The organism is Pseudomonas sp. GW821-FHT01C01 (genome assembly GCF_059422645.1).
Map to the genome: position 1 here is coordinate 1 of NZ_JBWKXF010000062.1, position 18,695 is coordinate 18,695.

15 protein-coding genes are annotated in these 18,695 nt (G+C 62.1%); 8 read left to right on the top strand and 7 right to left on the bottom strand.

The window, feature by feature from the left end; genetic code table 11:
- Window positions 1-84: 84 nt before the first annotated feature.
- The 5 genes from purT to AC07XF_RS25535 form a co-directional block, all read right to left on the bottom strand.
- Window positions 85-1,266 (bottom strand): formate-dependent phosphoribosylglycinamide formyltransferase, encoded by a 1,182-nt coding sequence (purT, locus tag AC07XF_RS25515; protein WP_495028710.1) that lies wholly within the window; start codon window positions 1,264-1,266, stop codon window positions 85-87.
- 78 nt (window positions 1,267-1,344) lie between these two features.
- Window positions 1,345-1,812, bottom strand: a complete 468-nt coding sequence (locus AC07XF_RS25520) for a preQ0 transporter (protein WP_495028711.1) — start codon at window positions 1,810-1,812, stop codon at window positions 1,345-1,347.
- Window positions 1,813-2,017: 205 nt separating this feature from the next.
- Window positions 2,018-2,233: a DUF1289 domain-containing protein gene (locus tag AC07XF_RS25525; RefSeq protein WP_495028712.1), complete on the bottom strand. Its 216-nt coding sequence runs from the start codon at window positions 2,231-2,233 to the stop codon at window positions 2,018-2,020.
- Window positions 2,230-2,754 carry a gamma carbonic anhydrase family protein gene (locus tag AC07XF_RS25530; protein WP_495028713.1) on the bottom strand — a complete coding sequence of 175 codons (525 nt, stop codon included), beginning with the start codon at window positions 2,752-2,754 and terminating at the stop codon, window positions 2,230-2,232. The genes AC07XF_RS25525 and AC07XF_RS25530 overlap by 4 nt, the downstream gene beginning before the upstream one ends.
- A gap of 53 nt (window positions 2,755-2,807) precedes the next feature.
- Window positions 2,808-3,407, bottom strand: a complete 600-nt coding sequence (locus AC07XF_RS25535; protein ID WP_008053214.1) for a CoA pyrophosphatase — start codon at window positions 3,405-3,407, stop codon at window positions 2,808-2,810.
- A 147-nt stretch (window positions 3,408-3,554) separates the two neighbouring features.
- Here AC07XF_RS25535 and AC07XF_RS25540 point away from each other — a divergent pair, with 147 nt between their 5' ends.
- The 7 genes from AC07XF_RS25540 (at window position 3,555) to nagE (ending at window position 12,485) form a co-directional block, all read left to right on the top strand.
- Entirely contained in the window at window positions 3,555-4,106 is a 552-nt protein-coding gene (locus AC07XF_RS25540; protein WP_495028714.1) for an NUDIX hydrolase, read from the top strand.
- A 121-nt stretch (window positions 4,107-4,227) separates the two neighbouring features.
- Window positions 4,228-4,731 (top strand): L,D-transpeptidase family protein, encoded by a 504-nt coding sequence (locus AC07XF_RS25545; RefSeq protein WP_495028715.1) that lies wholly within the window; start codon window positions 4,228-4,230, stop codon window positions 4,729-4,731.
- A gap of 460 nt (window positions 4,732-5,191) precedes the next feature.
- Window positions 5,192-5,923, top strand: a complete 732-nt coding sequence (locus tag AC07XF_RS25550; RefSeq protein ID WP_495028716.1) for a GntR family transcriptional regulator — start codon at window positions 5,192-5,194, stop codon at window positions 5,921-5,923.
- A gap of 39 nt (window positions 5,924-5,962) precedes the next feature.
- Entirely contained in the window at window positions 5,963-7,069 is a 1,107-nt protein-coding gene (nagA, locus tag AC07XF_RS25555; RefSeq protein WP_495028717.1) for an N-acetylglucosamine-6-phosphate deacetylase, read from the top strand.
- The gene (locus tag AC07XF_RS25560; RefSeq protein WP_495028718.1) at window positions 7,050-8,072 is read left to right on the top strand and encodes an SIS domain-containing protein; all 1,023 of its coding nucleotides are present in this window, start codon (window positions 7,050-7,052) and stop codon (window positions 8,070-8,072) included. Before nagA ends, AC07XF_RS25560 begins: the two co-directional genes overlap by 20 nt.
- Before the next feature lie 151 nt (window positions 8,073-8,223).
- Window positions 8,224-10,740, top strand: coding sequence for a phosphoenolpyruvate--protein phosphotransferase (gene ptsP, locus AC07XF_RS25565; protein ID WP_495028719.1), 2,517 nt, complete (start codon window positions 8,224-8,226; stop codon window positions 10,738-10,740).
- A 29-nt stretch (window positions 10,741-10,769) separates the two neighbouring features.
- Window positions 10,770-12,485: an N-acetylglucosamine-specific PTS transporter subunit IIBC gene (gene nagE / locus AC07XF_RS25570; protein WP_495028720.1), complete on the top strand. Its 1,716-nt coding sequence runs from the start codon at window positions 10,770-10,772 to the stop codon at window positions 12,483-12,485.
- Between the two features lie 197 nt (window positions 12,486-12,682).
- Here the strand turns inward: nagE and AC07XF_RS25575 are convergent, their stop codons facing one another.
- Both AC07XF_RS25575 and purL read right to left on the bottom strand, forming a co-directional pair.
- On the bottom strand, window positions 12,683-12,994 hold the full coding sequence (locus AC07XF_RS25575; RefSeq protein ID WP_495028721.1) for an NGG1p interacting factor NIF3: 312 nt from the start codon (window positions 12,992-12,994) through the stop codon (window positions 12,683-12,685).
- A gap of 5 nt (window positions 12,995-12,999) precedes the next feature.
- Entirely contained in the window at window positions 13,000-16,896 is a 3,897-nt protein-coding gene (gene purL / locus AC07XF_RS25580; RefSeq protein ID WP_495028722.1) for a phosphoribosylformylglycinamidine synthase, read from the bottom strand.
- Window positions 16,897-17,181: 285 nt separating this feature from the next.
- Between purL and mltF the strand changes: the two genes are divergently transcribed.
- Window positions 17,182-18,642, top strand: coding sequence for a membrane-bound lytic murein transglycosylase MltF (mltF, locus tag AC07XF_RS25585; RefSeq protein WP_495028723.1), 1,461 nt, complete (start codon window positions 17,182-17,184; stop codon window positions 18,640-18,642).
- Window positions 18,643-18,695: the final 53 nt, after the last annotated feature.

Consider the following 18,695-nt stretch of genomic DNA (forward strand, 5'->3'; position numbering starts at 1 on the left):
CGCGAAAGTGGAGTGTCAGTCAACATTAATGTGTCTGACACTCCACTTTCGCGAGCAAGCCCGCTCCCACAGGGTTACGGTTTTTTACAGTTCGACGACGACCGCCTGGGCGGCACGGGTCGCCTTGGCGCGGGCGGCTTCGATCGATTCGTCGCGCGCCAGGGCCACGCCCATGCGGCGCTGGCCGTTGACTTCAGGCTTGCCGAACAGGCGCAGCGCAGTGTCCGGCTCACTAAGTGCGGCACCCAGATTGGCAAAAGCGGTCTGGGTCGACTGGCCTTCCACCAGAATCACCGCCGACGCCGACGGCCCGAACTGACGGATCAAAGGAATCGGCAGGCCGAGAATGGCCCGTGCGTGCAGGGCGAACTGCGACAGGTCCTGAGAAATCAGGGTCACCAGACCGGTGTCATGCGGGCGCGGCGAGACTTCGCTGAACCACACCTGATCACCCTTGATGAACAGCTCGACACCGAACAGACCACGGCCACCCAAGGCTTCGGTCACGGCTTTGGCGACGCGTTCGGATTCAGCCAGGGCAATCGGGCTCATGGCTTGCGGCTGCCAGGATTCCTGATAGTCGCCCTTCTCCTGACGATGGCCGACCGGCGCGCAGAACGTGGTGCCGCCGACGTGGCGCACAGTCAGCAGGGTGATTTCGTAATCGAAATCGATGAAGCCTTCGATGATTACGCGACCTTTACCGGCACGGCCACCTTCCTGGGCGTAGTCCCAGGCTTTCTGCACGTCATCGACGCTGCGCAGCAGGCTCTGGCCCTTGCCCGAAGAACTCATGACCGGTTTGACCACGCATGGGAAACCGAGGTCTTCCACGGCTTTGCTGTAGTCCTCGAAGGTGTCGGCGAAGTGGTACGGCGAGGTTGGCAGGTCCAGTTCTTCGGCGGCCAGGCGACGGATGCCTTCGCGGTTCATGGTCAGTTGTGCGGCGCGGGCGGTCGGGATCACGGTGAAACCTTCGGCCTCCAGCTCCACCAGGGTCGCGGTGGCGATGGCTTCGATTTCCGGCACGATGAAGTGCGGCTTCTCGGCCTCGATCACGGCGCGCAAGGCCGCACCATCGAGCATGTTGATCACATGACTGCGGTGCGCAACCTGCATGGCCGGCGCGTTGGCGTAGCGATCCACGGCAATCACTTCAACGCCCAGGCGTTGCAGCTCGATCACCACTTCCTTGCCCAACTCGCCACAGCCACACATCAATACGCGGGTCGCGGTGGGCGACAATGGAGTTCCGATACGGGTCATCTGAAGGTCCTCAAAGAAGCGGATCATCGAGGGAAGCACGCTTCCCATGGGGAGAAAGCGCGGCATTTTACATGAACTTCAGCTGACGACAGCCTGTTTGCGCAGGCGCCAGGCCATGATCAGCCATACGGCGGTGACCCCGGCGAACTTCGAACCCAGGGCAGTAAGGATCACCCCCGGCGTCAGCGCGTCGATCATGCCGAAAAAGATAAAGGTATCGAGGGGAATGCTCAGGGCCGAACTTATCCACAAGCGATCATGCAGCGGGCGCCTGGTGATGCTGAACACCAGCCAGTCGATGCACTCGGAAATCGCGAATGCCGTGGCACTGGCCAGAGCGATGGACGGATCGGAGGTGATATAGGACAGCACCAGCGCCACCAGCATCGCCACGAGGGCACCATGCCCGAATCGGGCTTGCACCATGTCGCGCAACACAAACACCAGTCCGCCCCAGGCCGACCAGATGATGTCCAGGTGCGGCGCGGTGGAAAAGGCGTAGTTGATCAGCACGACGCTGCTGATGTAGGCAATCAGGAAGAGCATGGACAGTGGGATGCCTGAGGATTCAAGGCGCACAGGGTACTTCAGTCATGCAATGCCGCCAAATGCAACGCGATCCTTGTAGCAGCTGGCGAAGCCTGCGTTCGGCTGCGAAGCAGTCGTGGATTCAGCCAATGCGGTTCGTCAGATATACCGTTTGCTCAGGTTTTACGACTGCTGCGCAGCCGAACGCAGGCTTCGCCAGCTGCTACCGGTTCGGTGCCTTGTTGAGCATCCAGATCAACCCGCTGGCTTTGGCCCGCTCGTGACACAAACCCAGCACCTTGCGCCGCTCATCGTTGTCCATGCGGCTCCAGCGGGTGATTTCTTCCACCGTGCGCTGGCAACCGGTGCAGATGTCATCGTCGTCCAGCGCGCAAATGTTCACGCAGGGCGATGCTACCGGGCGTTCGGTGGTGGTCATTCTTCCTGCTCAACCAAATCACGGGCATAACGCTGCGAGTTGTGCACGTAGTGAGCCGCGCTAGCCTCGAGCATCTTGATTTGCGGCTCAGTCAACTCGCGCACCACTTTTCCGGGCGAGCCCATGACCAGCGATCCGTCGGGAATCTCCTTGCCTTCGCCGATCAGCGAATTGGCGCCGATGATGCAGTTCTTGCCGATCTTCGCGCCATTGAGAATCACTGCGTTGATGCCGATCAGGCTGTAGTCGCCAACGGTACAGCCGTGGAGCATGGCGTTGTGGCCGATGGTCACGCCGGTGCCGATGACCAGCGGGTAGCCCATGTCGGTATGCATCACGGTGCCGTCCTGGACGTTGCTGTTCTTGCCGATCAGGATCAACTCGTTGTCGCCGCGCAGTACGGTGTTGAACCAGACGTTGGCGCCCTCTTCCAGCTTGACCTTGCCCACCAGCACGGCATTGGGTGCGACCCAGCTCTGTGGGTGGGTTTCGACGCGGGCGTCGCCCAGGCGGTATTTCATCGTGTTGTCCTCAAGGCTCAGGCAGGCAGGTTCAAACCATACGAACGATGGCTTCAGATGTTGATAAAGCTTTTGGGAGGTTGGTGCAGGCTGATTTTCGCGTCATACAGCAAGTTGATCAACTCGACGATCATGATCGCCGTCAGCCCCCAGATCTTGTATTCACCGAAGCGATAGCTCGGCACATACCAGCTGCGGCCCTGATAATCGATGCGATGGGTATGTTCACGAGGGTCCTTGCGGAAGAACTCCAGGGGTACGCTGAACACGGCGGCGATCTCGGCATCGTTGGCCCGGTATTCGACGAAATCCGGAATCACCCCGACATACGGAGTGACCATGATGCCATGCAGGCTGATCAGCGGGCTGAGCGGGCCGATCACCTCGACCAGCCCCGGTGGCAGGCCGATCTCTTCTTCGGCCTCACGCAAGGCGGTGAAAATAAGGTCGGGGTCTTCGGGGTCACGACGCCCGCCGGGAAAGGCGACTTCACCGCCATGGGTCGACAGTCCGCTGGCTCGCAGGGTCAACACCAGCTCAGGCTCGTCACTGCGGGTGATCGGCACCAGCACCGCAGCCTCGGGAAAACGACGGTCGGTCTCCAATGTGCGTGGTGTGTGGTTACTTACCCGATGCAGTAGCTCGTCCAGCATGAGTGTTCTCGATCTGTGCCTTACCCGGCATCATGCACCAATCGCTGCGGTCGCCCAACCCCCGCAACAGCCCCATGTCGCGAAACGACAACTTGCCGACAGACACTGCCGCACGCCAAGATAGGCGCAGCATTCAGGAACCCCAGCATGAAATTTTGCAGCCAGTGCGGTAACCCGGTGACCCAGCGCATTCCCGAAGGCGATTCCCGCCTGCGTTTTGTCTGCGACAGCTGTCATGCCATTCACTACCAGAACCCCAATATTGTCGCCGGCTGCGTGGCGACCTGGGGCAGCAAGGTGTTGCTGTGCCGGCGGGCCATCGAGCCGCGACGCGGTTACTGGACCCTGCCCGCCGGCTTCATGGAGAACGGCGAGACCATCGAGCAGGCGGCCATTCGCGAAACCGCCGAGGAAGCCTGCGCCCGGGTGCGCAACCTGAGCATCTATACCCTGATCGACGTGCCGCACATCAGCCAGGTGCATGTGTTCTTCCGTGCCACGCTTGCGGACCTGGACTTTTCTGCCGGCCCCGAGAGCCTGGAAGTGCAACTATTCGACGAAGCGGACATTCCATGGGATGAGCTGGCTTTCCGCACGGTGGGTCGTACCTTAGAATGCTTCTTCGCTGACCGGCGGACCGAAGTCTATCCCGTTCGGTCTGAATCGATCCCGCCGCTTGCTCAGCCTGCCATTATCTGATGTCATCTCGGCATCACCGGGAGGCGCCGAAATATTGTCCGAACGCGGCCCGAGCCAGCGGCAGCTCCTGCAAAAACTTCTATACATAAATAGTCGCGACACCTCCTGGGGAATCGTTTCAATGCGCTGGTTGCTTGCCCTGTTCTGTTTTTTGTTCGTCACGGTGTCCCAGGCTTCTGCCGTGGAACCCCTGGACGGCAAGGTCATCGAGAAAATCCTGATTCTCAAGTCTTCCCATCAATTGCAATTGATCAATGACGGCAAGCCGCTCAAGACCTATCGCATTTCCCTGGGCAAGCGTCCCAAGGGGCCGAAGCTGATGGAAGGCGACAAGCGCACCCCGGAAGGCTTCTACTGGGTCGACTGGCGCAAGATCAGCGATCGCTTCAACCTGGCGATGCACATTTCCTACCCGAACATCAGTGACTCGGCCCGCGCCCGTCGTGAAGGCGTCGAGCCCGGCGGCATGATCATGATCCACGGCACGCCAGACAGCGAAGACACCCCGGAAGACCTGTTCCACACCCTGGACTGGACCGACGGCTGCATCGCCATGCGCAACATGGACATGCGCGAAGTCTGGAACCTGGTGCCGGACGGCACGATGATCGAGATTCGTCCGTAATCGCAACACCTGCCTTGTAGCAGCTGGCGAAGCCTGCGTTCGGCTGCGAAGCAGTCGTAAAACCTGAGTGCGAAGTATTCCTGACACAACGCGTCGGCTGATTTCACGACTGCTTCGCAGCCGAACGCAGGCTTCGCCAGCTGCTACAGGGCGAATTTCTTCTTCTGACCGCCACCGTCGGTCGCCCTCGAAAAAATAAATTCAATAGATCGCGGCCGGCGACAGCACCTGCCGGGGAGATACCAGTTCCTTTCCCAGAAGCTGCCGCAGGCTGCGATCTTTGCTATTGAACTCCCCCATCTCTAATACCACTTCGAACACCCTCCCATTTCAATCGCTCTTCAGAGCTGGATTTACCGTGCATCCTGCCAGCCAGTGGCGTTGACATGGTATTCAAGTGGTATTAATTTTTGCTCCATTCAAGGGTGACAACACTCCAATATCCGCCCCGGACACCGCCATGAACGATCTCCACGCCCTGCGCCCCGACGACACCCAGCCCACGCCGCTCTACCTGCAACTGGCGCGCAACCTGGAAGCGGCGATCCATGCCGGCCAGTGGAAAGCCGAGCAGGCCATGCCTTCGGAGCGCAACCTGAGCGAGACACTGGGCATCTCCCGCGTCACTGCCCGAAAGGCGCTGGAAGTGCTGCTCGAACAAGGCCTGATCCGTCGCAACCAGGGCTCCGGCACCTTCATCACGCCGCGCCTTGAACAACCGCTATCGCGCCTTTCAAGCTTCAGCGAAATGCTGCGCCTCAAGGGATTTGTTCCCAGCTCGCAATGGCTGGAGCGGGCAATCACCCTGCCGACCCACGAAGAACTGATCCGCCTCGGCCTGTCGCCCAACGACAAAGTCGTGCGCCTCAAACGCCTGCGTAAAGCCGACGACACCGTGATGGCTATCGAGATGAGCACCCTGCCCGCCTCGATCATTCCCAAGCCGCAAATGCTCGGCGACTCCCTCTACGAATTCCTCGACGGCATCGGCAAACCGGTTGTCCGCGCCTTGCAGCATATCCAGGCGATCAACGCCTCGGACGAGTTCGCCGCGCTGGTCGGCATCGCCCCCGGTACCGCCATGCTGCTGATGACCCGGGTTGGCTACCTGGAAGACAACACGCCGATCGAAGTCACCGACACCTATTGCCGTAACGACTACTACGACTTTGTGGCAGAACTTCGCCGCTAGAACGCTGCACCGCGAAGCCGCCAAACCAGAGAACCGATCATGTCCGAAGACAACATCCTCACCGCCCACGGCTGGGTTCGTGGCCGACTGGTCCACGCACACGGCAAAGTCGTGTCGATCGAAGGCCAGCCCTGCGATCCGGCGGACAACGATCTGCCGTACCTGCTGCCGGGTTTCATCGACCTGCACGTTCACGGCGGCGGTGGCAAAGACATCATGGAGGGCACGCCGGCCTTCGAAACCATCACCAGCACCCACGTGCGCTTCGGCACCACATCGCTGCTGGCGACCACCATGACGGCACCGAGCGAAGAAATTTCCAGCGTGCTCAAAGCCGTCGGCGAATTCTGTGAGCAGCGGCCCCAAGGTTGCGCCCGGGTGCTCGGCGTGCACCTCGAAGGCCCCTACATCAACCCCGGCAAACTCGGTGCGCAACCCAACTTCGCCCACACCGCGCTGATGGCCGAAGTCGAAGCGTACCTGGCGCTCGCGCCGATCCGGGTGATCACCATTGCCCCGGAAATTGCCGGCCACGACGCCTTGATCCGTGACCTCAGCACCCGCGGCATCCGCATGCAGATCGGCCACACCCTGGGCAGTTACGAGGAAGGCGTGGCTGCGCTGGCGGCCGGCGCCAGCAGTTTCACCCACCTCTACAACGCCATGAGCCCGCTGCATCACCGCGAACCGGGGATCGTCGGCGCAGCACTGGCCCACGCCCAATACGCGGAACTGATTCCGGACTTGCTGCACGTGCATCCCGGCGCGATCCGCGTGGCCCTGCGTTCGATCCCATGCCTGTACTGCGTCACCGACTCGACCGCCGCTGCCGGGATGCCTGACGGCGAGTACAAACTCGGCAGCCACACCGTGACCAAATGCCTGGGCGGCGTACGCCTGCCCGACGGCACCCTGGCCGGCAGCACCCTGACCATGGATCAGGCCCTGCGCAACCTGGTGAAGATCGGCCTGCCCATCGCCGAAGCCTCGCAGCGCCTGTCGCAATTCCCCGCCGACTACCTCGGCATCACCGAACGCGGGCGCCTGCAACCGGGGGCCTGGGCCGACTGCGTGCGGCTGGATCGCTCACTGAAACTGACCGCCGTCATGGTCGAAGGAGAAGACATTGACTTCAAAAATGCTTGAAGAGGCGCTGTCCTCGTTCGAGGCCGTGCAAGCCCAGCTGAAACAACTCGATCCGCAGATGATCGAGATCGCCGGACGCCTGCGCCGTCAGCCGCCGCAAGTGGCCATGACCGTGGCCCGCGGCAGCTCCGACCACGCCGCCAGCTACTTTGCCTACCTGACCATGCAACTGCTGGGCATCCCGGTGGCGTCGTTGCCGATGTCGGTGGTGACCATGCAACAGGCGCCGTTGAAAGTCAGCGGCCAGGTGGCATTCGCCTTTTCGCAATCAGGGCAAAGCCCGGACTTGGTCAACAGCCTGCGCCTGCTGCGCAAGCGCGGTGCCTTGAGCATTTCGCTGGTCAATGCCGAGGACTCGCCGCTGGAGGCCGCTTGCGAGTTCAGCCTGCCGCTGTGTGCCGGCACCGAAAGCAGCGTCGCCGCGACCAAGAGTTTTATCGCCACCCTCAGCGCCAGCGCCCGGCTGATTGGTCACTGGAAAGAAGACGCCGAACTGCTCGAGGCTGGTTCCGCCTTACCCGAGGGACTGCGCGACGCCGCGCAGCAAGACTGGAGCCCGGCCATTGACGCCTTGCGCGATTGCCAGCGGCTGATGGTGATCGGCCGGGGCGCCGGTTTCGCCATCGCCCAGGAAGCGGCGCTCAAATTCAAAGAGACCTCGGCGATCCAGGCCGAAGCCTTCAGCAGCGCCGAAGTCCGTCACGGCCCGATGGCCTTGATCGGCGACAACTACCCGCTGCTGGTGTTCGCCCCACGGGGTCCCGAGCAGGCCGGTTTGCTGAGCCTGGCGGCCGACATGCGCCAGCGTGGCGCCCGTGTCCTGCTGGCCGCACCGGATGACGTGCTCGAACGCGACCTGACGCTGACACGCGCCGAACACCCGGCCCTCGACCCGATTCTGGCGATCCAGAGTTTCTACGTGATGGCCGCCGGCCTGGCCGTGGCCCGCGGCATGGACCCGGACCAGCCGCGGCACTTGAGCAAAGTGACGCGCACCCACTGAACCGAAATGCGAATTCCCCTGTAGGAGCGGGCTTGCCAGCGAAGGCGATCGCAAAAATGACGCCCGGCCTCCAGGGCCCCTTCGCTGGCAAGCCAGCTCCTACAGGGGGCGAGTTGATCCGAATTATTGTATTTCCTGATGAGACCGAGCCATGCACAACAACAATAAAGAGCTGACTTTACGCGCCCCGCTCAGCGGCCCGGTGCTCACGCTCGCCAAAGTCCCGGACCCGGTATTTGCCAGCGGTGCCATGGGCGACGGCATCGCCATCGATCCGCTCAACGACACACTCCACGCCCCCTGCGCGGGTGTAGTGGTGCATGTCGCGCGCACCGGTCACGCGGTGACCTTGCGTGCCGACAACGGCGCGGAATTGCTCCTGCACCTGGGCCTCGACACAGTCGAATTGCAGGGCCAGGGCTTCTCGATGCTGGTCAAGGAAGGTGCGCGCGTCGCCAATGGCCAACCCCTGCTGCGTTACGACCTGGACAAGGTCGCGCAACAGTGCAAAAGCCTGGTCAGCCTGCTGATCCTTACTAACAGCCAGGACTTTCAGGCGCGACCCATCACCCTCAAATCGGTGAAAGTCGGTGAACCGCTGCTGCACATCATTCGTCGACAGTCATCGACCGCAGAGGTCGATGTCGAGTTTGCCGGCGCAGAGATTGTCGGCCTCGTACGCATTGCTCACCGTGGCGGCCTGCACGCGCGGCCGGCGGCGTTGATCCGTCAGACTGCACAAGGTTTCAAAAGCAAGTCGCAACTGCATTTCGCCGGCAAGTCGGCCACCTGCGACAGCCTGATTGGCCTGATGGGACTAGCCATCGGCGAACAGGCAGAAGTCCAGGTCAGTTGCCAGGGCCCGGATGCCGAAGCCGCCCTGCAAGCTTTGCTGACCGCGTTATCCACAGCCCTGGCCGAAGACAGTCACGCCGCCGCGCCACCCACGATTGCTCAACGCAGTCGCCCCGCCGAAGCGGGTGTATTGCACGGCGTCTGCGCGGCGCCCGGTCTGGTCGGCGGGCCGCTGTTTCGCCTGAATGCGATCAGCCTGCCGGTGGATGCCGGCCATCATGATCCGCAGCAACAACGGCAGGTTCTGGATGCGGCACTGAGCCAGGTGCGCAGCGACATCGACCACACGCTGGCCCTGGCGAAAAAACACAAGGACAGCGCCGAAGAGGCGATCTTCGCCGCACACCTCGCGCTGCTCGAAGATCCGGCGTTGCTGGACGCCGCCAGTCAATCCGTCGCCCAGGGTACGGCCGCGACTCATGCCTGGAGCCAGGCCATCGAAGTGCAATGCGAAGTCCTCCAGCAAACCGGCAGCTCGCTGCTGGCCGAACGCGCCAACGACCTGCGCGACCTCAAGCAACGGGTGCTGCGCGTACTGCTCGGCGATACCTGGCATTACGATGTGCCGGCTGGAGCCATCGTCGCGGCGCATGAACTGACGCCCTCCGATTTGCTGCAACTGAGCCAGCAAGGCGTCGCCGGGCTGTGCATGGCCGAAGGCGGCGCGACCTCCCATGTGGCGATTCTGGCCCGGGGCAAAGGCCTGCCGTGCATGGTCGCACTGGGCTTGACGTTGCTCGATCAGCAACAGGGGCAACCGGTGGTGCTGGACGCCGACGGCGGCCGTCTCGAGCTGACACCCAATGCAGAGCGCCTGGCGGACGTGCGCCAGCTGCAACAGCAACAGCAACAACGCCGCGCCGAACAACAGGCCCAGGCGCATACACCGGCACTGACCACCGATGGCCTGCACATCGAAGTCGCGGCCAATGTGGCGTCCAGCACGGAAGCGGCAGACGCATTGGCCAATGGCGCCGACGGCGTCGGCTTGCTGCGCACCGAGTTTCTCTTCGTCGACCGCCACACTGCCCCGGATGAACAGGAGCAACACCAGGCTTATCAAGCGGTGCTCGATGCCATGGGCGACAAGTCGGTGATCATCCGCACCATCGACGTCGGTGGCGACAAGCAACTCGACTACCTGCCACTGCCCGCCGAGGCCAATCCGGTGCTCGGCCTGCGCGGCATTCGCCTGGCCCAGGTTCGCCCGGAACTGCTCGACCAGCAACTGCGCGCGCTGCTGCACCTGAGCCCGTTGTCACGCTGCCGGATCCTGCTGCCGATGATCACTGAAGTCGATGAGCTGCTGCACATTCGCCAGCGCCTCGACGCCTTGTGCGATGAACTCGGTCTGGCGCAACGCCCGGAGCTGGGGGTGATGATTGAAGTGCCGGCCGCCGCGCTGCTGGCCGAGCAACTGGCGGAGCACGCGGATTTCCTGTCCATCGGCACCAATGACCTTTCGCAATACACCCTGGCCATGGACCGCGACCATGCCGGGCTCGCCGCGCGCGTCGATGCGCTGCACCCGGCCCTGCTGCGGTTGATCGCACAGACCTGTGCCGGGGCCGCGCAGCACAAGCGTTGGGTCGGTGTGTGCGGGGCACTGGCGTCCGATCCACTGGCCACGCCGGTGTTGATCGGCCTGGGGGTCAGCGAGTTGTCGGTGAGTCCGGTGCAGGTCGGTGAAATCAAGGACCGCGTACGTCATCTCGATGCCAGCGAATGCCGGCGCATCAGCCTCGGCCTGCTCAAGCTGAGCAGCGCCAGCGCCGTGCGTCACGCCTGCCACCAGCATTGGCCTCTGAGCTAAAGAACAACAAGAATCCAGGGAGATCCGCCATGTACCAACTTTTCATTGAAGGCCTGCAACGCCTCGGCCGCGCGCTGATGCTGCCGATCGCGATCCTGCCGATTGCCGGCCTGCTGCTGCGCCTGGGCGATACCGACCTGCTGAACATCGCGATCATCCACGACGCCGGCCAGGTGATTTTCGCCAACCTGGCGATGATCTTCGCCATCGGCATCGCGGTCGGTTTCGCCAAGGACAACAATGGTACGGCGGGACTTGCCGGGGTGATCGGTTACCTGGTGATGATCGCCACGCTCAAAGTGCTCGACCCGAGCATCAACATGGGCATGCTCGCCGGGATCGTCAGCGGCCTGATGGCCGGTGCGCTGTACAACCGTTTCAAGGACATCAAGCTGCCGGAATACCTGGCGTTCTTCGGTGGCCGGCGCTTCGTGCCGATTGTCACCGGGTTCGCCGCTGTGGGCCTGGGCGTGGTGTTCGGCTACATCTGGCCGCCGATCCAGCACGGCATTAACAGCTTCGGCACACTGATGATGGAAAGCGGCAGCATCGGTGCGTTCGTCTTCGGCGTGTTCAACCGTCTGTTGATCGTCACTGGCCTGCACCACATCATCAACAACATGGCATGGTTCGTCTTCGGCAACTTCACCGATCCGGCTACGGGCGCCCTTGTGACCGGCGATATCTCACGCTACTTCGCCGGCGACCCCAAGGGCGGCCAATTCACCACCGGCATGTTCCCGATGATGCTCTTCGGCCTGCCCGCCGCGTGCCTGGCGATGTACCGCAACGCCTTGCCGGAGCGGCGCAAAGTCATGGGCGGGATCTTCCTGTCGATGGCCCTGACCTCGTTCCTCACCGGCGTCACCGAACCCGTCGAGTTCGCCTTCATGTTCCTTGCGCCACTGCTGTTCCTGTTGCACGCGCTGCTGACCGGCCTGTCGTTGGCCATCACCAATCTGCTGAACATCCACCTGGGGTTCACCTTCTCCGGTGGCTTCATCGACATGATTCTTGGCTGGGGCAAGTCCACCAACGGCTGGCTGGTGTTCCCGGTGGGCCTGGCGTATGCCGTGATCTATTACGTGGTGTTTGATTTCTGTATCCGCCGCTTCGACCTGAAAACCCCGGGACGTGAAGGTGTCGCGGCCACCGAGCAGGTCGCCGTGGCCGACAACGAGCGTGCCGGGGCTTACATCAAGGCCTTGGGCGGTGCGGAAAACCTGATCACCGTCGGCGCCTGCACCACGCGGTTGCGTCTGGACATGGTGGATCGCCACAAGGCCTCGGATACAGATTTGAAAGCGCTCGGCGCCATGGCCGTGGTACGTCCTGGCAAGGGCGGGAGTTTGCAGGTGGTGGTCGGGCCGATGGCCGACGCCATCGCTGACGAGATTCGCCTGGCGATGCCGGCGCTGGGCCGCGCCATCGTGTCTTCACCGGCGGCAGAAATCGAGGCACCGCAACCTGCCACCGTGGCGACACCCGAGGCGCAGCAATGGCTCAATGCGCTGGGCGGTGGCGACAATGTGCTGCAACTCGATTGCATCGCCATGACCCGCCTCCGTCTGCAACTGGCCGATGGCAAAGCCCTGTCGGAATGTGATTTGAAAGCGCTGGGTTGCCAGGGTGTGAGTCAACTGGACGGAGGCATCTGGCATCTGTTGATTGGCGACAAGGCGTCGACCTTGAGTAATGCGCTGGAGGCATTGGTCAATCGCAGTGAGGTCAGTGCCAAGGTCTAGATTCTGGAAACACACCGAACCAGTGTGGGAGCGGGCTTGCTCGCGAAGGCGGCGTGTCAGCTGCATTAATGTCGACTGACACTCCCTCTTCGCGAGCAAGCCCGCTCCCACATTTTGATCCGCGCACATCTGTTGAATCGCAGACAACAAAAAACCCGCTGACGAATCAGCGGGTTTTTCACTTCAGCGGCGCAGAATCAGAGATCCTCCAGCCGCCACACTTCATAAGCCGGCGTCTCGTAGGGATGGCTCTGTTTCAGAGCCGCCACCACCGGGCGAATCAACTCATCCGCCACCACCAGCTCAACCTTCCATTCCTCGACCTGTTCGACCTGCCCCGCTTGCCCAATGAACGGCTGGCTGCCGTCCAGTGGACGAAACTGGCCCAGGCCCAACACCTGCCATGCGCAGTGGTCGTAAGCGCCGATTCGCCCGCCACCGGCGGCGAATACGGCGCTCTTCACGTCTTCGACGTGACTGGTTGGTACAAAAAAACTGAGCTTGTACACGGCTATCAGTTAACCCACACACGAGCATTACGGAACATGCGCATCAGCGGTGCATCTTCGTTCCAGTCATCGGAACGCCACGAGTTCTGCACGGCGCGGAACACACGCTCCGGGTGCGGCATCATGATCGTTACGCGACCGTCGCGGCTGGTCAGACCGGTGATCCCGCGCGGCGAGCCGTTCGGGTTGGCCGGGTAGTTTTCGGTGACCTTGCCGTGGTTGTCGACGAAACGCATCGCCACGCAACCCGACAGATCGGCTTCCAGCAGTGCTTCTTCGCTGGCGAACTCGGCATGACCTTCGCCGTGGGCGATGGCGATCGGCATGCGCGAACCGGCCATGCCCTGCAGGAAGATCGAGTTCGACTCCTGGATCTGCACCATCGCCACGCGCGCTTCGAACTGCTCGGAACGGTTGCGCACGAAGTGCGGCCAGAACTCGCTGCCCGGGATCAGCTCGTGCAGGTTGGACATCATCTGGCAACCGTTGCACACGCCGAGGGTGAAGCTGTCGTTGCGCTCGAAGAACCCCTGGAACGCATCGCGGGCGCGGCTGTTGAACAGCGCGGATTTCGCCCAGCCTTCACCGGCACCCAATACGTCGCCGTAAGAGAAACCACCGCAAGCGACCATGCCCTTGAACTCGTTCAGGTCGACACGGCCGGCCAGGATGTCGCTCATGTGCACGTCGATCGCGTTGAAACCGGCACGGTCGAACGCCGCCGCCATTTCCACCTGACCGTTGACGCCCTGCTCACGCAGCACGGCAACCTGTGGGCGGATGCCTTTCTTGATGTAAGGCGCAGCGATGTCCTGGTTGATGTCGTAGCTCAGCTTGACGCTCAGGCCCGGGTTGTCTTCTTCCAGCAGCACGTCAAACTCTTGCTCGGCGCAGTCGGCGTTGTCACGCAGACGCTGGATCTGGTAGCTGGTCTCGGCCCACTGACGCTGCAGCAGACGACGCTGACCTTCGAACACGGTGTCACCGTTGAAGGTGATGCTGATCTCGCCGTTGTTCATCGGCTGACCGACCACCGATACGCAATCACCCAGACCGGCAGCGCTGAACTGCGCGAGGATGTCCGGGGTGGCGTCCTGGCGAACCTGGATCACGGCACCCAGTTCTTCGTTGAACAGAATCGCGGCGATGTCGGCGGAGGTTTCCGCCAGACCGTCGAGGTTCAGGCTCAGGCCGCAGTGACCGGCGAACGCCATCTCGACAACGCTGGTCAGCAGGCCACCGTCGGAACGGTCATGGTAAGCCAGCAGGTGACCGTCGGCGTTGAGGCCCTGGATCACGGCGAAGAAGGCCTTCAGGTCTTCGGCGTCGTCGACGTCCGGAGCCTGCTTGCCGAGCTTGCCGTGAACCTGCGCGAGGATCGAGGCGCCCATGCGGTTCTGGCCGCGGCCCAGGTCGATCAGGATCAGGTCGGTGGTGCCCTTGTCCATGCGCAGTTGCGGGGTCAGGGTCTGACGGATGTCAGTCACTGGCGCGAAACCGGTGACGATCAGGGACATCGGCGAAGTGACGGACTTGTCCACGCCTTCATCGTTCCAGCGCGTGGCCATGGACATCGAGTCCTTGCCCACCGGAATGGTGATGCCCAGCTCAGGGCACAGTTCCATGCCGACCGCTTTCACGGTGTCGTACAGACGCGCGTCTTCGCCCGGGTGACCGGCAGCCGACATCCAGTTCGCCGACAACTTGATGTCGGAGATCTTGCCGATGCGCGAGGCCGCGATGTTGGTCAGGGTTTCGCCGATAGCCATGCGGCCCGACGCCGGAGCGTCCAGCAGCGCCAGCGGAGTACGCTCGCCCATGGCCATGGCTTCACCGGTGTAGACGTCGAAGCTGGTGGCGGTGACGGCAACGTCGGCCACTGGAACCTGCCATGGGCCGACCATCTGGTCACGGGCCACGAGGCCGGTGATGGTGCGGTCGCCGATGGTGATCAGGAAGCTCTTGCTCGCCACGGCCGGGTGATGCAGGACGCGCTCGACGCATTCGGCAATGTTCAGGGTCGACGGATCGAAGTCGTCACCCAGTTCAGCTTCACGAACCACCGAACGGTGCATGCGCGGCGCCTTGCCCAGCAACACTTCCAGTGGCATGTCCACCGGGCTGTTGCCGAAATGGCTGTCGGTGACAGTCAGCTGCGGTTCGGCGGTGGCTTCGCCGACGACGGCAAACGGGCAACGCTCACGTTCGCAGATCGCCTTGAAGCGTTCGAAATCCGCCGGGCCGACCGCCAGAACATAACGTTCCTGGGATTCGTTGGACCAGATTTCGTGCGGGGCCATGCCCGGCTCGTCGTTTGGAATGTTGCGCAGTTCGAAACGGCCACCGCGGTCGCCGTCGTTGACCAGTTCCGGGAAGGCGTTGGACAGACCGCCCGCACCCACGTCGTGGATGAAACTGATCGGGTTCTTGTCGCCCAGTTGCCAGCAACGGTCGATGACTTCCTGGCAGCGACGTTCCATTTCCGGGTTTTCGCGCTGTACCGATGCGAAGTCCAGGTCCGCCGAGCTGGTGCCGGTGGCCATGGAGGAAGCCGCGCCGCCGCCCAGGCCGATCAGCATCGCCGGGCCGCCGAGCACGATCAGCTTGGAGCCGACCAGGATCTCGCCTTTCTTGACGTGCTCTTCACGGATGTTGCCCATGCCGCCAGCCAGCATGATCGGCTTGTGGTAGCCGCGAACTTCATCACCGTGTGGCGTGGTGATCGATTGTTCGAAGGTACGGAAGTAACCGGTCAGCGCCGGACGGCCGAATTCGTTGTTGAACGCGGCACCGCCCAGCGGGCCTTCGATCATGATGTCCAGCGCGGTAACGATGCGCTCCGGCTTGCCGTACGGCACTTCCCATGGCTGTTCGAAGCCCGGGATCTGCAGGTTGGACACGGTGAAACCGGTCAGGCCGGCTTTCGGCTTGGCACCACGACCGGTAGCGCCTTCGTCGCGGATTTCGCCACCGGAACCGGTGGACGCGCCCGGGAACGGGGCAATCGCGGTCGGGTGGTTGTGGGTTTCAACCTTCATCAGGATGTGCACCGGCTCCTGCACCGCGCCGTACTGGCGGGTTTCAGGGTCCGGGAAGAAGCGACCGGCCACGGAGCCGACGATTACCGAAGCGTTGTCCTTATAAGCCGACAGGACACCTTCGTTGTGCATCTGATAGGTGTTCTTGATCATGCCGAACAGGCTTTTTTCCTGGCTCTCGCCGTCGATGTCCCAACTCGCGTTGAAGATCTTGTGACGGCAGTGCTCGGAGTTCGCCTGGGCGAACATCATCAGTTCGATGTCATGCGGGTTGCGCTTCAAGCCGACGAAGGCATTGACCAGATAGTCGATCTCGTCTTCGGCCAGGGCCAGACCCAGTTCGGTGTTAGCTTTTTCCAGCGCGGCGCGGCCGCCACCCAGCACGTCGATGGCGGTCAGGGGTTTCGGTTCGGCGTGGCTGAACAGGCCGGCGGCCTGTTCGAGATTGCCCAGGACGATCTGGGTCATGCGGTCGTGCAGACCGTCAGCGATCAACCGGGCTTCAGCGTCGCTGAACTGGCCGGCCACGTAGAACGCGATGCCGCGCTCCAGACGCTGGATTTTCGCCAGGCCGCAGTTGCGGGCGATGTCACTGGCCTTGCTCGACCACGGCGAGATGGTGCCGAAACGCGGCAGTACCAGAAACAGACGACCGGTCGGCTCCTGTACCGGAACGCTTGGACCGTACTTCAGAAGGCGCGCAAGCACCTGCTGTTCGTCGCCGGTCAGGACGCCGGTAACTTCGGCGAAGTGAGCGAATTCAGCATACAGGCCGCTGACAGCCGGAACCTTCTGGCTCAGTTGCTCAAGGAGCTTGCTGTGGCGAAAGGCGGAAAGGGCAGGAGCGCCGCGCAGGATCAACATCTTCGGGACAGCCTCGGGAAGGGGTGTGCTTTGAGGCCGTGCATTCTAGCCTAAACAGCCCGCGACATCACCCGAAACGCTACGCACGGTTGCACTCGGGTGTCGATCTGTGTTTCTGCCTCGAAAGTCAGGTTAACCGGGCGTGTGACGACAGCTTATTTTTACTGTAACAAAATGCAGACAAGGCCCGTTCCTGCGGGGTTTCGGCCGGATTTGTGATCTCTAGCAGACTAGCCCTTAACTGTCGAGATATGGCGCCCGTGGTCCTTTGCGTATACTGCGCAGATGTTTTTCCCAACGGCTTTGCGTCCGCGGTACGCCAAATGGCTGATCGCAACCGGACTCTTCCTGATGCTCGGTGGCTGTGTTGATAAACCCAACACGCTCGAGCGCGTAAAGGAGGATGGTGTGCTGCGGGTGGTTACCCGAAACAGCCCCGCCACCTACTTTCAGGATCGCAACGGTGAAACCGGCTTCGAATACGAGCTGGTGAAGCGCTTCGCCGACGATCTGGGGGTCGAGCTCAAGATCGAGACCGCCGACAACCTCGATGACCTGTTCAACCAGATCGGCAAGCCCAACGGCCCGGTGCTGGCGGCTGCCGGCCTGGTCAGCAGCGACGAACGCAAGAAGCAGGTGCGTTTCTCGCACTCTTACCTGGAAGTCACCCCGCAGATCATCTACCGCAACGGCCAGTCACGGCCGACCGATGCGAAGGATCTGGTGGGCAAGAAGATCATGGTGCTCAAGGGCAGCACCCATGCCGAACAACTGGCGCAGTTGAAACAGAAGTTTCCCGGCATCGAATACGAAGAGTCTGACGCGGTCGAGGTCGTCGATCTCCTGCGCATGGTGGACGAAGGTCAGATCGACCTGACCCTGGTCGACTCCAACGAAGTCGCGATGAACCAGGTGTACTTCACCAACATCCGGGTCGCCTTCGACCTCGGTGACGCCAGCAACCAGAGCTGGGCTGTCGCGCCGGGCGACGACAACAGCCTGCTCAACGAAATCAACGATTACCTCGACAAGGTCAAGAAAAACGGCACTCTGCAACGCCTCAAGGACCGCTACTACGGGCATGTCGACGTTCTCGGCTACATGGGCGCCACCACGTTTGCCCAGCACTTGCAGCAACGCCTGCCCAAGTACGAACAGCACTTCAAGTCGTACGCCAAGAAAGAGAAAGTCGACTGGCGCCTGCTGGCAGCCATCGGTTACCAGGAGTCGTTGTGGCAAGCGGCCGTCACGTCCAAGACCGGCGTGCGCGGCCTGATGATGCTGACCCAGAACACCGCGCAGGCCATGGGCGTGTCCAATCGCCTGGACCCCAAGCAGAGCATCATGGGCGGCGCCAAGTACCTGGCCTATATGAAAGACCAGCTCGACGCTTCGATTCAGGAGCCGGACCGTACCTGGTTTGCCCTGGCGGCCTACAACGTCGGCAGCGGCCACCTGGATGACGCACGCAAACTGGCAGCCAAGGAAGGGTTGAACCCGAACAAATGGCTGGATGTGAAAAAGATCCTGCCGCGCCTGTCGGAAAAGAAGTGGTACAGCAAAACCCGTTACGGCTACGCCCGTGGCGGCGAACCGGTGCATTTCGTGGCGAACATCCGTCGCTACTACGACATCCTGACCTGGGTTACGCAGCCGCAGCTTGAAGGCGATCAGGTTGCCGAGGGCAAACTGCTTGTCCCGGGGATCGACAAGACCAAACCGGCGCAGGAACCTTCGCCCCTGTAGGAGCGAGCTTGCTCGCGATGGTGGCTAACGATAACGCGGGTTTTCTGAAAGAA

Excerpts from the sequence above, each read along its gene's own strand:
- purT (WP_495028710.1), bottom strand. The coding sequence starts at position 1,266 with ATGACCCGTATCGGAACTCCATTGTCGCCCACCGCGACCCGCGTATTG.
- AC07XF_RS25520 (WP_495028711.1), bottom strand. The coding sequence starts at position 1,812 with ATGCTCTTCCTGATTGCCTACATCAGCAGCGTCGTGCTGATCAACTAC.
- AC07XF_RS25525 (WP_495028712.1), bottom strand. The coding sequence starts at position 2,233 with ATGACCACCACCGAACGCCCGGTAGCATCGCCCTGCGTGAACATTTGC.
- AC07XF_RS25530 (WP_495028713.1), bottom strand. The coding sequence starts at position 2,754 with ATGAAATACCGCCTGGGCGACGCCCGCGTCGAAACCCACCCACAGAGC.
- AC07XF_RS25535 (WP_008053214.1), bottom strand. The coding sequence starts at position 3,407 with ATGCTGGACGAGCTACTGCATCGGGTAAGTAACCACACACCACGCACA.
- AC07XF_RS25540 (WP_495028714.1), top strand. The coding sequence starts at position 3,555 with ATGAAATTTTGCAGCCAGTGCGGTAACCCGGTGACCCAGCGCATTCCC.
- AC07XF_RS25545 (WP_495028715.1), top strand. The coding sequence starts at position 4,228 with ATGCGCTGGTTGCTTGCCCTGTTCTGTTTTTTGTTCGTCACGGTGTCC.
- AC07XF_RS25550 (WP_495028716.1), top strand. The coding sequence starts at position 5,192 with ATGAACGATCTCCACGCCCTGCGCCCCGACGACACCCAGCCCACGCCG.
- nagA (WP_495028717.1), top strand. The coding sequence starts at position 5,963 with ATGTCCGAAGACAACATCCTCACCGCCCACGGCTGGGTTCGTGGCCGA.
- ptsP (WP_495028719.1), top strand. The coding sequence starts at position 8,224 with ATGCACAACAACAATAAAGAGCTGACTTTACGCGCCCCGCTCAGCGGC.
- nagE (WP_495028720.1), top strand. The coding sequence starts at position 10,770 with ATGTACCAACTTTTCATTGAAGGCCTGCAACGCCTCGGCCGCGCGCTG.
- purL (WP_495028722.1), bottom strand. The coding sequence starts at position 16,896 with ATGTTGATCCTGCGCGGCGCTCCTGCCCTTTCCGCCTTTCGCCACAGC.
- mltF (WP_495028723.1), top strand. The coding sequence starts at position 17,182 with ATGTTTTTCCCAACGGCTTTGCGTCCGCGGTACGCCAAATGGCTGATC.